Origin of the sequence: Sphingopyxis sp. KK2, from assembly GCF_001990265.1 — a bacterium.
Taxonomy (GTDB): Bacteria; Pseudomonadota; Alphaproteobacteria; order Sphingomonadales; family Sphingomonadaceae; genus Sphingopyxis.
Genome location: NZ_LYVN01000116.1, coordinates 1 through 13,108 on the forward strand (window position 1 = coordinate 1; position 13,108 = coordinate 13,108).

13 protein-coding genes and 1 pseudogene are annotated in these 13,108 nt (G+C 62.2%); 12 read left to right on the forward strand and 2 right to left on the reverse strand.

Going from position 1 to position 13,108, the window contains the following annotated elements; genetic code table 11:
• From B1A78_RS22745 to B1A78_RS23375, 6 genes and pseudogenes are all read left to right on the forward strand, one after another.
• Nucleotides 1-264: pseudogene (locus B1A78_RS22745) on the forward strand (P-type conjugative transfer protein TrbL); the annotation flags it as partial.
• A 3-nt stretch (nt 265-267) separates the two neighbouring features.
• Entirely contained in the window at nt 268-1,074 is an 807-nt protein-coding gene (trbF, locus tag B1A78_RS16515) for a conjugal transfer protein TrbF (RefSeq protein ID WP_077148015.1), read from the forward strand.
• Nucleotides 1,071-1,889 carry a P-type conjugative transfer protein TrbG gene (gene trbG, locus B1A78_RS16520; RefSeq protein ID WP_077148016.1) on the forward strand — a complete coding sequence of 273 codons (819 nt, stop codon included), beginning with the start codon at nt 1,071-1,073 and terminating at the stop codon, nt 1,887-1,889. The genes trbF and trbG overlap by 4 nt, the downstream gene beginning before the upstream one ends.
• Nucleotides 1,886-3,103 (forward strand): TrbI/VirB10 family protein, encoded by a 1,218-nt coding sequence (locus B1A78_RS16525; RefSeq protein ID WP_083734241.1) that lies wholly within the window; start codon nt 1,886-1,888, stop codon nt 3,101-3,103. Before trbG ends, B1A78_RS16525 begins: the two co-directional genes overlap by 4 nt.
• 1 nt (nt 3,104) lies before the next feature.
• Nucleotides 3,105-3,317 carry a DUF2274 domain-containing protein gene (locus B1A78_RS16530; RefSeq protein WP_077148017.1) on the forward strand — a complete coding sequence of 71 codons (213 nt, stop codon included), beginning with the start codon at nt 3,105-3,107 and terminating at the stop codon, nt 3,315-3,317.
• A gap of 3 nt (nt 3,318-3,320) precedes the next feature.
• Complete coding sequence (locus B1A78_RS23375) at nt 3,321-3,554, forward strand: helix-turn-helix domain-containing protein (protein WP_077148018.1); 234 nt, start codon at nt 3,321-3,323, stop codon at nt 3,552-3,554.
• Nucleotides 3,555-3,579: 25 nt separating this feature from the next.
• Here B1A78_RS23375 and B1A78_RS16540 read toward each other — a convergent pair whose 3' ends face one another.
• Both B1A78_RS16540 and B1A78_RS16545 read right to left on the reverse strand, forming a co-directional pair.
• Nucleotides 3,580-4,401 carry a hypothetical protein gene (locus B1A78_RS16540; protein ID WP_077148019.1) on the reverse strand — a complete coding sequence of 274 codons (822 nt, stop codon included), beginning with the start codon at nt 4,399-4,401 and terminating at the stop codon, nt 3,580-3,582.
• Nucleotides 4,398-4,934, reverse strand: a complete 537-nt coding sequence (locus tag B1A78_RS16545) for a hypothetical protein (protein ID WP_077148020.1) — start codon at nt 4,932-4,934, stop codon at nt 4,398-4,400. The genes B1A78_RS16540 and B1A78_RS16545 overlap by 4 nt, the downstream gene beginning before the upstream one ends.
• 187 nt (nt 4,935-5,121) lie before the next feature.
• Here B1A78_RS16545 and B1A78_RS16550 point away from each other — a divergent pair, with 187 nt between their 5' ends.
• From B1A78_RS16550 to B1A78_RS16575, 6 genes are all read left to right on the forward strand, one after another.
• Complete coding sequence (locus B1A78_RS16550; protein ID WP_077148021.1) at nt 5,122-6,534, forward strand: Wadjet anti-phage system protein JetA family protein; 1,413 nt, start codon at nt 5,122-5,124, stop codon at nt 6,532-6,534.
• Nucleotides 6,527-7,285, forward strand: coding sequence for a DUF4194 domain-containing protein (locus B1A78_RS16555; RefSeq protein WP_077148022.1), 759 nt, complete (start codon nt 6,527-6,529; stop codon nt 7,283-7,285). Before B1A78_RS16550 ends, B1A78_RS16555 begins: the two co-directional genes overlap by 8 nt.
• Nucleotides 7,278-10,724, forward strand: a complete 3,447-nt coding sequence (locus tag B1A78_RS16560) for an SbcC/MukB-like Walker B domain-containing protein (RefSeq protein ID WP_077148023.1) — start codon at nt 7,278-7,280, stop codon at nt 10,722-10,724. The genes B1A78_RS16555 and B1A78_RS16560 overlap by 8 nt, the downstream gene beginning before the upstream one ends.
• Nucleotides 10,721-11,872, forward strand: a complete 1,152-nt coding sequence (locus B1A78_RS16565) for a Wadjet anti-phage system protein JetD domain-containing protein (protein WP_083734245.1) — start codon at nt 10,721-10,723, stop codon at nt 11,870-11,872. Before B1A78_RS16560 ends, B1A78_RS16565 begins: the two co-directional genes overlap by 4 nt.
• A 423-nt stretch (nt 11,873-12,295) precedes the next feature.
• Entirely contained in the window at nt 12,296-12,631 is a 336-nt protein-coding gene (locus B1A78_RS16570; protein WP_144037870.1) for a hypothetical protein, read from the forward strand.
• A 55-nt stretch (nt 12,632-12,686) separates the two neighbouring features.
• A partial coding sequence (locus B1A78_RS16575; RefSeq protein ID WP_179102070.1) for a TolC family protein occupies nt 12,687-13,108 on the forward strand: 422 nt, incomplete at its 3' end.

Here is a 13,108-nt window from a genome sequence, read left to right on the forward strand (position 1 = left end):
CAGCGGATCGGCGGCGCGTTCGGCGGCTTTCGCGCGGCGGCCGAGCGCGGCGAACAGGCGGCGTGGCAGGCGGGGAACCCGGCCACGTCCGCCACGCCTGGCGGGATCGAAGCAGGCGCAGCTCCCGATCCCATGCCGGGCTGGGCGAAGCAGCTTCATTCCACCCAGAATGCCCGCCACCGCCGCCAGGCTGCAATCCACGCGCTCCAGTCGGGCGACCGTGGCGGCGGCGGCATCACCCCCGATATCAGAGAAAGGGACTGAACGATGCGATTCAAACGTGCGGTGCAGCGCTATGGGCGAACGCCCGAACCTGAAACCCCCTATCAGCGTGCGGGGCAGCTATGGGACGAGCGTATCGGCTCGGCCCGCGTCCAGGCGCGCAACTGGCGGTTGATAGCCTTCGGCCAGCTGTTCCTCGCGAGCGGCCTTGCGGCGGCGCTCGTCTGGCAGTCGATGCAGAGCCGCGTCGTTCCCTATGTGGTCGAGGTCGATCGCCTCGGCGAAGCGAAGTCGGTTGCCCCTGCTGCGAGCGACTATCGGCCGACCGATCCCCAGATCGCCTGGCATCTCGGCCGATTCATAACGAACATTCGCACGCGTTCGCTCGACCCGGTGCTGATGCGAGAGGGTTGGCTGTCGGCCTATGATTTCGTGACCGCGCGCGGTGCCGAGTTTCTCGGCGAATATGCGCGCGCGGCAAAGCCGTTCGCCGAGGTCGGACGCCGAACGGTATCGGTGCAGGTCACGAGCGTCGTCCGGGCCTCGGACACAAGCTTCCAGGTCAAATGGACCGAGACCGAATTCGAGCGCGGGAGCCTTGCCGGCACGACGCGCTGGACCGCGATGCTCACCGTAACGGTGCAGCCGCCGCGATCGGCCGAGGTCCTGCGAACGAACCCGCTCGGCCTCTACATCGATGCGATCGACTGGAGCCGCGAACTGGAGTCGCTTGCCGATCGCGCGGCGCCGTCCGTGCCGATTGGGCGCGTCGCTGAAGCCCTGCCCGCCTCGCCGGCGACCGTCGGCCCCGAAGGGGCGAGCGACACTCAAACCGAAAGGAACGACCGATGATCCGGATGCTCATCTTGTCGGCGAGCGCCCTTGCGCTCGCCGTTCCCGCTGCGGCGCAGCCCGTAGAGCGCGTCGCCGCCGCGAATAAGGCGGCGCTGCGCGAGCCGGCGAAGGCTGCGTATCTCGGCGCGCTGCAGGTCTATCCCTACAGCGACGGCGCGCTCTACCGCCTGTACGCCGCCCCCGAGCGCATTACCGACATCGCATTGCAGCCGGGCGAGACGCTAATCTCGGTCGCGGCGGGCGATACCGCACGCTGGACCGTGGGCGATACGACCAGCGGCAGCGGGGAGGGCAGGCGAACCCATATTCTCGTGAAGCCCTTTTCGGCGGGGCTCCGCACCAATCTGGTCATCACGAGCGACCGGCGCGTCTATCATCTCGAACTGGAGAGCCGGGCGAGCGGCGCGATGGCGGCGCTCTCTTGGAGCTATCCGCAAGAGGCCCTGGTCGCGCTGCGCGCCGAGCAGGGCGCCGAAAGAGCGGCCGCACCCGTGGCGTCCGGCCTCGCGGTCGAACGCCTCAATTTCAACTATGCGATTTCGGGCGACGAGCCGGTCTGGCGCCCGCTCCGCGCGTTCGACGACGGGCGGCAGACCTTCATCGAATTTCCGCCATCGATCGGAGTGGGCGAGGCGCCCCCCTTGTTCGTCATCGGCGACGAGGGCGAAGCCCAGCTCGTCAACTATCGTGTCGCCGGCCGCTATTATGTCGTCGACCGGATATTCGAGGCGGCCGAGTTGCGGCTCGGCGGCAAGAAGCAAAAGGTCGTGCGGATCGCGGGCGTTCAGCCGAAGCGGAGGAGGCGGCCGTGATCGCGCCCGAGACCCCGCCCTCCGACGCAGCGCCCGCCAAGGTCGATCCCGAAACCCTGGTACTCCGTGCGGCGCCCCGCCGCGTGACCCGCTTCCGCCGAGGCGCGATCGTCACGGTTGCCGCAATCGGATCGGCCGCGTTGGTCGGCACGGCGTGGCTCGCATTGAAGCCGGCAACTTTCGGTCTCGCGCCCGCCGGAGACGACAAGATTGTCGGCGCTAAGGGATCGGCCGAGGCACTGGCCGACGCGCCCGTCAACTACGGTGACGTAGCGCGGCTCGGGCCGCCGCTCCCCGGCGATCTTGGCAGGCCGATTCTCAATCGCCAGCAAGGCATGGAATTGGCGCCGGCCGATGCAGCCGATGAATATGAGCGGCGCGCGGCCGAAGCCGCGGAAGCCGAGCGCCAGCGCCTCGCCGCCGAAGAACGTGCCGCGCGCGAGTCGGCTGTCATGCTGCAAATCGCCACGCGGGCAGTTCCTTCGGTGCGAACCGCGGTTTCGGATGATGCCCGCCCCGACTCCTCGACGCCGCGGGTTGCCGAAGTGTCCGGCGCCGACGAACGACAGCAGACGAGCCTGGGGATCGGGCGTGTCGAGACGAGCGGCGAGACAAACCCCCATGCATTGACACCGGCAGCCTCGGCCTGGACCGTGCAGGCCGGCAGCGTCATAGCGGCGAGCCTGATCACGGGCCTGAACTCCGATCTTCCGGGGCTCGTAACCGCTCAGGTTACCGAAAATGTTTACGACAGCGTGACGGGCCAGGCGTTGCTTGTTCCGCAGGGCTCGCGGCTGATCGGGAGCTATGACAGCGTCGTCGCGTACGGGCAGAGCCGCGCGCTGGTCGTATGGCAGCGGATCATCCTGCCGGATGGCGCCTCGATCCGCATCGACAATACACCGGCGACCGATACCCAGGGCTATGCAGGATTGTCCGACAGGATCGATCGCCACACCTGGCAACTTCTGAAGGGCGTTGCGCTATCGACGCTGCTCGGGGTCGGCTCCGAGCTGAGTTTCGGCAGCGACGAAAGCGACCTTGTGCGGGCCATCCGGGAATCGGCGCAGCAGAGCGGGGCGAGGGCGGGTGACCAGCTTGTCGCGCGCAATCTCAATGTCCAGCCAACTTTGCGCGTGCGACCCGGTTGGCCTTTGAGGATCGTCGTGCATCGCGATCTGGTCTTGCCCGGCCCTTGGACGAGGGGAGGGTGACATGAGCGATCTCAAGCTTCCGAAGCTGCCCGATCGAACCACAGTGAAGATAGCCATCAGCGTGATGCCGGACCTGTTGGAGGCCCTGAACGCCTATGCCAAGGCTTATGAGGTCGCCTATGGGTGCCGCGAGGCGGTGCCCGACCTCATACCGTTCATGCTCGAAAGCTTCCTTGCGAGCGATCGCTCGTTCAGCAGGACGCGCAAGAAATAGACGATGTCGGACCGGCAGTCCCTATTGAGCACGAACGATGTCTCGTCGATATATCCGATCAGCGTCCGGATTCCCGTTGCGGTCAGGATGACGGGGCTCAGTAAATCCAAGATCTACCAGCTCATTGCGTCAGGTGACATCGAAGCGGCGAAGGTCGGACGTGCAACGGTCGTGTTCGTCGAAAGCCTGCAATCGTTTTTGCGTTCGCGACGCAAAGAGCCGCGGTCGCGCATTTAGCCGCGTGTCCTGTTTTGAGGGGCGATCAGGCCATGCCAGGAAGATTGACGAAGGCGTCTCCGACCGTGCCGATCTTGGAAAAATCGAAACCGCGAAAACGCATGACGGGAATCTGATGGCCAGGGACAATCGGCTGCACGTCGAAAAGCAGCTGGAAGCCTTCGGGCTGAACATAGCCCAGTTGCACGCCTCCTCCGACATCGACGGCCTGATCGGCGTTCAAATGAGCCCTTATCATCTCGAGCGGTTCGCGATGCCAGTTCGGGCTCTGAGCTGCGTATCGTTCGGCAAGCTCCTCTCGGACTCTGCCGGCCCCGCTCCCGAATATCTCGATCTCGCCGGGCCTTAGGTTCATTTGTCTTAGCGAGGCTTGCCCGCCATTATCGTCGCGACCCGCCTCGATCATCCAGCCGTCGAGAGTTTCCAGCGTAGTATCGTAGCCGATGAGGGCGCACTGCGACGGTTGTGGGGAACTGTAGGCGGACGAAACACTACGGGTATAGGCCGCGATAAAAGTGCATAGATGTTCCGCGAAAGCGCGGATTGACGGCAGTCGCTCGGGGCCGCTCGTCTGAAGATGCGACCATAGAGGCAGCACCGCCGCATAGGCATGCATTGCGATCAGTGAGCTGCCGGCATATGCGAAGGCCAGATTTGTTGCGATCACCGGCGTTCCAAGGACGCTCATCGGCGTCGGTCGGCGGAGAACGACCGGGACTGACAGCAGTTTCGCTGCAGCGTCGGTCAAACGAACGGTGCCCTGTGTACCTCGGTTAGAGAGCCGGCTGTCGGTTGCGACCCAGACTCGCTCGATCGCCTGTTCGCGCCAGGCCATGATCAGCGTCATGGGATAGCCGATCGTCGTATGAAAAGCGCTATCTCCCGGTCCTCTCGTCCGGGAAAAGAGCCCGCAGCTTCGAATCCGGCTTTCACAAGCGTCCGATAGCTCGGGATGTTGTCGGCTCGTACAGTCGCGAAGATGTCGGCGCCTTCTGCGGCGTCGAGAGTAGCGCAGGCCAGCGGAAATGACAGGCGTTTGCCCTGTAGCACCGGGCGGACGAACATGTAACCGAACTCATATGGCAGCGGTTCTGTCGAGAGCAGGACGCCGGTGTTTTTGCTGATGCGGTTCCGGTAGCTCATTTGCGGCCGTTTCAGGGCCGCAATGCCCTCGACCCGTTCCTGGCTATAGAGAAAGGCGAGGGCCTTCGCATTTTCGATATTGGTGTCGAGCGCATTGCCGCCGACTTCGCCCGCCTCGATTACTAGGCAGCGGAACAGCGCACGCTCGTCATCATCGAACTCTGCTGGAGGCGCGACGACAATGTCATGGCCATTGATCTTCGTTCGCGTCGTTTTTCTAAGCTTGTTGCCGGGCAAAGCGATTCTCCCTTGCCGTTTTACGACACCGATAGGCTAATCCTGTTTCGGAATGTTTAGCCGAGTAGATGCAGAATAACAGGAGCCGTGCGCAAAGTGGGTGCGCGAGCGAACTTGTTCATCTTGCTTTTGCATGATCCCTGATCGAACAAGCCATTGGGGTCGGGGGATTCGCATCGGGGGTAGATTGGCTTCGCATACCGAAAAGCCGCTGTTTGGAACCGTGCCGGGAGGACTGTTTCGTCTCTTTGCTGGCTCGTCGCGCTACTTCTTTGCCGATCTTCTGACACATCTTGCCGAGGACGCCTTCGGCGTTGCGGGCGAGATCGTCACGCGCAAGCGGCTATATGCATCCATATCGGAGTTCATCGATCGCACGGGCAGGGCATCCGCGGTCGAAGCGCTTGACGGCGAGGGCGGGCCCTCGGGGCCAAGTTACATCAATGCGTATAATCGGTTGGTCGAAACCGGCTGGCTGATCGAATATCGGGACCGCTACCGAAAGGTCGTCGACTTCGATCCAGCCGCCCGTCTCCTGCTTCATACGCTCCTCGACATTCAGAGCGGGCGCGTGCGTTCCTATGGCGGCGCCGTCCTCAACGTCCTGACATTGTTGCAGTCGGTGCACACCGAGCCGTCCGTGAAGGCGCTCAACGTCCGAGAAGCCGCTCTCGCTGCGCGCGGCTTCATGAATCACCTCCGGACCGTGGCGGGCACGATGCGACGCGTCGAGGGGCTGATCATGGCGCAGCCGACCGCTGCCGCGCTGGTTCGCCGGTTTGTTCGAGACTTCATCGAGGCGAGCGTCGTCCAGGATTATCGCAACTTGCACACTCGCGAGAGCCCCTATCGCTTCCGCGGCGAGATCATCGAACTTGGCGAAACATTGCTGGTGAACGAGGAAACACTCTCGGCGGTAGCCGAGGGCTGGGTAAAAGGCGGCATCGCGCGCAAGGCAGAATCCGCCCGTGAGGAGATTATCAACGACCTGCGGGACGTTATCCGGGTGTTTTCCGCGATCGACGATCATGTCCGCGATATCGAGACAACGACATTCCGTATCGAACGAAGGATGACCAATGTCGTGCGGTTCAGCGACCGGATGGCGACGATCAGCACCGAACGCATCCTGACGGCGCTCGAACTTCTAGGAAAATCCTCGCTGAGCGACGGAGATGTCGTAGAGGCCCGTGTCCGCCTCCAGCTCGAATCGCTTCCCATGGCGTCGCAGCAGCTTTATCTGCCGCCGAAGCGGCGGCGCGAGCCAGTCGAACGCGAGGTCGAAGTCCGCCCGCCCGACCCTGCGCTTGCCTTTTACCTCCGCGCGGTCGACCTTTTTCAGCTCCGGGTCGGGGTCACGCCAGAGCGGCTCGCACATTATATCGAGGAAGCGATGGCGGAACGGTCCGAGCTTCCCGCTGCAGAATTTCCCGTTGATAACCTCGACGATTTTCTCGCGTTTGAGCGACTACATGAATCGGGACTGTTTCCCCTGAACGACCGTTTTGAGTTTGAGGAGCGTGCTGGCACCGTGACGAACGATTGGATCGAAAGGCGCGATTTCGTCGTGCGCCGAAAGTGCGAGGCGGAAAATGGCTGAACTTCGCGAAGTCGCTGCAATTCTCGATGCCAGCAAGATCGAGGAAGAAGAGCTTCAATCTGCGCTTCAGGCCCTGCTTTTCCATCAGTGTCTCTACGAGGATTGGCCCTATCCGCCGGCCTATCGTATCCTCGCCCGCCATCTTGCCCATATCCGGCCCATCGTCGCAGCCTTCGGCTATCGGCTGGTGCATCATGCGGTCGCGAACATGCTGGTGCTTGAGACCGACAATGTCGTTTATGGCCTCCATATGGCGCGTCTCAAGAAGGACGAGACCATCGTCCTGCTCGTGCTGCGGCTGCTCTATGCCGAAGGGATCAGCTCGATCGACGAGCGCGGGCGCGTCGACATCAACACCGACGACATTCACGACCGGCTGCGATCGGCAGGGGAGGATCCGCCGACGATTAAGCGACTGCTCGAGATACTGCGGCAATTCCAGCGCAAGGGCTTGGTCCGCATCGGAGAAAACGACCCCGAAGAACAGCTTATCCAGCTGATGATCATGCCGGGTATCACGGTGCTGGTCCCGGATGTCTACGTCGAAGGCGTGATCCAATGGCTCGAACGCAAAGCGTTCGATGAAGCCGAGATGGCTGCGACAGGGGAACCGACAACAGCAGAATCCATGCTTGCCCATGTGGCAGAATATCGTGCGTCCATCAGGGCCGAAGTCCCTGCGGGGGAAAACGATCCGAGCATCCTTCCCAGCATGCGAAACGAAGAAGCGGGGGATGACAGCGATGCATGAACTCGAACGCATCGTGCTGCACCATTGGGGGCGTCTCGTTAGCCAGGATATCGATGTCCGCGGCAGCGTCGCGATCCTGGGGCCCACCGGAACAGGCAAGAGCACGATCATAGACGCCCTTCAGGTCATCGTGACAGGCGCAAGCAGCCGCTTTTACGACCTCAACAAATCGACCGGGGGACGCAACGAGCGCACTGTTCGCGATTATTGCTTGGGTCTCGATAGCCATATCTCCACCGAGGGACCGGCCCGCGATGCGGCAGATTCGTTGGTCGCGCTTGTCTTTCGGGATCGTACGACGGGGACGCCGATCACAATCGGCCTGATCTTCAGCGCCCATATCGGCGATTCCCGGCACGACCTGCGCGCCCGTTTCGTCGCGCCGGGACTGGGTCTTCGCCTCAACGATCTGGTCGAGGAGCGCGAGGGAGGGCGGCGAGTCATTCCAAACGCACCGAGGCTTGTCGAGCGTCTCAAGGAGTTGTGCCCGACTTTTCGCAACTATACGGGCAGCGCGATTTCATACGTCGACGACTATCTTCTCGCGATGCGGCCCCGCAGCGCCGCGCCCGATTCAAAGCAGGTGTTGCGGAATTTCCGGGAATCGATCGCGTTCCAGCCGATCGACAATCCCACCCATTTTGTGCGCAAACACATCCTCGAGGAGGACGACATCGATGTTGAAGCCCTGAAAGGATCGATCGAGCGCTATCGTTTCCTGGAAGGTGAAGTCAAAAAACGCGAGCGGCAACTCGAGGAGATCTCCGAAGCGCGCCAGCGCATGCAACTCTGGGCGCGCCATACCGTCCGACACAATGTCCTGAGCTTCCAGATCGCGCACGCAGAATGTCGGCGCTTTGATCTCGTGCTCGAACGCCATCATAAAAGGCGCGATGAAATCGCGGAGGAGGTGCAGCGGGAAGGCGCATTCAAGCGCCGGCATGAGCAATCGATCCGCCAATGCGAGGATGATATTCTTCGCCTGAAATCCGTCCTTGCCGAATCCTCGGCCGCCACGCAGCTGCGTTCCCTCGACGTGGAGCAGGGAGCCGCAATCGAGATGCAGCGTCTTGGACGCTCCGCAGCTCAGCGACGCCTGGCGCAACTGGTCCGTCTCTCAGAGCTTTCGCGGATTCCCGATCGCGTTCCGACGTATCTTTCGAACAGCTTGCGCGCGGCAACCGACCTTATCGCTCTTGCTCGCGGACGGACGGCCGATAGCCTGACGACGATAGATACCGAACTCATTGCGCTGGAACGCCAAGTCGTCGCGCTCGCCGGTGCGCGTCAGAGTCTCCAGCAACAGGATGACGCGCTGCGCGATGATCTTCTTCGTCAGAAAACGCGCATGGACGAACTCGAACAAGGGCTGGCCGCCTCCAGCGACGGGGCGATCCTCTCGAAGCCCGTTCGCGATTTCATCCGGATGCTCGCGGAGAATAATATCGCGGCGACCGCCTTGCCCGATGTCGTAGACGTATCGGATCCTTCGTGGGCGATGGCGCTTGAAATGCTTCTCGGTGCCAACCGCGAGGCGCTGCTCGTTCCGGCCGATCGCCTCACCGATGCTTTCTCCATCCTCTACCGCGAGCGGCGCGAGCTCCACGGATGCCGCCTCGTCGATACGCGCAAGGCGCGTGAATGGCGTGGTTCGGTATCGCCGACCTCGATCGCAGCAATCCTTGTTACCGACAACAGCGATGCGCGGGCTTTCGTCGAACGCCAGATAGGGCGTTTCGAGCGCGCGGATTCCGACGAGGACCTGCGCCATAAGGAACAGGCAATCACGAAGCGCGGCAAGACCACGGCGGGGATGGGGCTGCGCGTTTATCGCGACATCCAGCCGATCTTCGGGAAGACTGCCCAGCGTTCGGCATTCGAACGCGCTCGCGAAGAACTGGTCGAACTATCGGAAAGCTACAGGAAGCTTGCAGAGACGCGCGCCACCATTGCCGCGGCGCTTGAGGCGATCGCGATGCTCGCGGCCGAGCCCGAAGATGCCCTTGCTGCGGCGCTTGGCCAGATTGCCGATGCAGAAGCTGCGCTGCGCGGAAACGCCGCAGCCCGCGAGCAGGTCGAAACGCCGGAAAGCCGCAAGACGAAAGAAGAGATCAAAGCGATCGAAGGCGACATTCGAGGTTACAAGCAGGAAATCGACGAGGAGATTGAACCTCGTCTCAAGGAGCTTCGCGAGGCCGACACCAAGATCCAGATCGAGATCGGCGTCGCGCTGAAGGAGCGGGCTCAGCGGGAGACCGAGGAGGAGGTATGTGTCGCACGAGAAGCTTCGGAGCTCCTGTCGACGCTGATCGAAGTTGCCGAGGTTTCTGAGACGATCGAGCTTGTTCGGAAGCGAACTGGGGTGGCGATCGATCTGGCAGTCAAGGATGCCGACCCGGTTGCAATCCTGACCGACATCGTGAGTCAGGCGAAGCGAGATGCCGAAAACCTGCCCCGTTTGGCAGACGAGAGCGTCAAACGCGGGCGCACGTTGTTTGTGAATTTCGTGAACACCTATCTCGGCGCATCTCCACTCGTCGACGACAGCGATCTCGCCATTTTGCGGTGGTGCCAGCTCAAGGAACGCCAGCTCGAACAGGACGAACTTCGTCAATATCGCGCGTCATTCGAAGAGGCGCGAATTGAAATGGAGAAGGATCTGACCGAGGGGCTGATCAATCGGCTCTCCGACAAATTCCAGAAGGCGCGGGCGCAGATTGAACGGCTCAATCGCAATCTGGCCGGCCGTCATTTTACCGGTCAGACATATGCGTTTCGCTATCATGTCAACGCGGCGATGAAGCCCATCCATACGCTGGCGGAAGCTATCACCGATCAACCCAGCGTGGGTCTTGCCATGCTCGATGATGATAAACTCGATCCCAAAGTTCGCGAAGGATTCCGTGAGCTTGAGCGCCGCCTTTCAGACGATGCTCTCATCAAGGACTTGCAGGATTATCGCTGCTTTTTCGATTTCGATCTCCATATGACCAACGACAGGGGGCAGGAGACGACGCTCAGCCGACGCTCGGTTACCGGATCCGGCGGGCAGAAGCAGGCGCCTTATTATGTCGCTGTAGGCGCCGCGATGGCCGCGGCTTATTATCCCAAGACCGCCCATGGCGACCCTGAGGGGCTGGGCCTCGTGGTTTTCGACGAGGCTTTCAACAACCTAGATGCTCCCAACACCCAGGCGTTGCTCGCTTTCTTTTGCGATCTCCATCTCCAACCCGTGATCGCGGCACCCGAGAAGGTGCGAGCGATGTTCCTTGAGACCGTCGACACGATCGTTTCCGTCAACCGGCGACCGGACACCCAGGAGCCGGTCATCACCGTCACTTACCCCAAGGCGGAAGCGCGTCAGGCGCTCATTGATGCCAATCCGGCTCATCGCGGTGTCGAGGCCTACCGGCCGCTGACTCAATCCGCGGCGGAATGAAACGGCACACCGATCCTCGCGAGCTACTTAACGCGCTACTCGACCGCCATGAGCGCGGAGGCGGCCAATCGCGCCGCATTACGGCACATCCGAGCCAAGCATTCACAGATCGCGCGGCACGCGATCATTTGACCGAAGCTCTGAAGGCTGCGCGTGAGGCCGGCTCCATTACGATCGATTGGGATCGTGACGCGCCGCATTTGATCGCGCGGATTGTTCTGGCTGATCCGGCGGCTCTCTATAGGCTCCTCGGGCGGACGCCTCTCGCCGAACAAAGCGCTGCAGGTGTTGAGGCATTGGCGGATTTCCAGCCCAGAACCGATGTCGGTCGGGATCTATTGCATGCAATCGGCACGAAGTGGGGGGAGGGCAAATCGTGCCTTTCCATCGCGGCGGGTTGCACCGCAGAAGCGCTCGCACTGATCAGGGCGGCGGACGCGGCGTTCACGCAGTTCGACACAGCGCCGCTTCCCTTGCGTACCCGGTCCGCGCGCTTGCTCGGCGATAGCAAGGCGATCGAACGCCATTTGTCGAAATTGCTGTCGTTTCTCAAAGCGACCGGCCGTTTGGCGCCCGACCTAAGCCGCAACGAAGCCCTCGATTATCTGGGATTGGCAAAATTCCCCCAGCCCGTTCTTGTCGCCGGTCCGATTGCGGTGCGGGGAGCTAACACAGCTGATCTCGCTTATGTCGGCGTGCCGCCTGAAGCGATGTCCGAGGCGTCTCTTGCTGGACCTGTGCGTTCGATCCTGACGATCGAAAATCTGGAGAGTTTCCACCGGCATGTCCGCGAGGCGAGGGGACCAGACGACGTCGTCATCTATTGTGGGGGCTTTCCGGCCCAGGGTGTCGTAAAAGCGCTGCGACACATCGTGAATGCAGCGAATGCGTCGGTGATCCACCATTGGGGCGATATCGACGTTGGCGGCGTTCGCATCGGGCGATTCATCGAAGCCTCGCTACCAGTGACCGTCGTCCCGCATCTGATGTCGTCGGATATCGCTGTTGCGTACGGCCAAAAAAAGGCCCCGTCGCCAGAGCTAACGAACATTGCTGAGGAATCCTCGTTTGCATCTCTCGCGGCTTTTCTGGCTTCGGAAAATTCGCACTGGCTTGAGCAGGAGGTTCTTGATCCCGCCCCTGTCTGAGTTCGCACGTACTCGCTGACCTTAATTCCCCAGCCATCGCGAGCGCTAAACCACAGCTCGCCGAAGTTTAGCCACGTTTCACCGATTGGGGGTGCAATTGGGGGTGGATAGAGGCGGTCATCTCTTTGGAATAAAAGAAATATATTTGCAATTCAGCACTTTACTGAATGCGTTCGAGTCCCTCCTCCGCTACCAACCTTCCCATATTTTGCGACGATCGTGCTCCGGCACGCGCGCCGATATCGGCGCTTGACCCTGTAGCAGCTACAGGGCGTAGAAGGGGTGCCGACTCGACACGGGTCGGAAGGAAAAGCCATGCCGGGGCAGCGCGTAAAATGGGATAGCGAGGCGAGTGGCGATGCCGCGGCCGTCGCCGTGCGCGCCGCCTTGCCTGCGCCGGGCGCGGCTGCTAGCCGACGGGGCATGCGAATTGGCTTGATCCAGTTTCTGCTGCTCGTCGCGGCGCTGATTGCCGGCATGGACACGCCGGCGATGGCGCTCGGCAACGGGCCCGATATCGACGGCCATCATCACGCCTTTGTCGAGGTGTCCGACGTCGCCGCGGGCGAGGACCATCCTTCGTCGACCGGGAGCGGCAGCGAATTGCCGCATCACCATCACTGCCCGACCGGGCTGGTCGCGGATGAACTCGATGCGTCCGCGTCGTCGTTCGCCCCGCGCGACATCCACCTGCCGCGCCCTGCTGCTGCGCTCGCATCGCGCGCCACCGCGCCGCCAACCCAGCCTCCCGCCGCCTGATCTCTGCTTCGCGCAGGCCTTTGTCTGCGTCGTCATGCATTGATCAGGAGTATTTATGTCGAAATCACTGGGCACCCTGCTGCTTGCAGGGATGCTGGCCATGTCGGGTCCACCGGCATTCGCCGAACCCGTTTCGCTGTCCGACGCCTTGGCGCGCGGGCAGGATGTTTCACCGCGGATCGCCAGGGCGAGGGCCGAGCTGAAGGCCGCCGAAGGGCGCGCCCTGCAGGCCGGCGTTCGCCCCAACCCCACGATTTCCGCCGATGTCGAGAATTTTACCGGCAGCGGGCCCTATCGCGGCTTTCGCCAGACCGAGGCGACTGTCGCGGTGTCGCAGCCGTTCGAGCTGGGCGGCAAGCGGCGCGCGCGCAAGGAGGTCGCCGCCGCCGAGCGCGCCTTTGCCGAGGTTGCGCTCCGCAAGGCCGAAGCCGATCTCGCTTATGATATCGCGGTCGCGCACGCCGCGCTGCGCGCGGC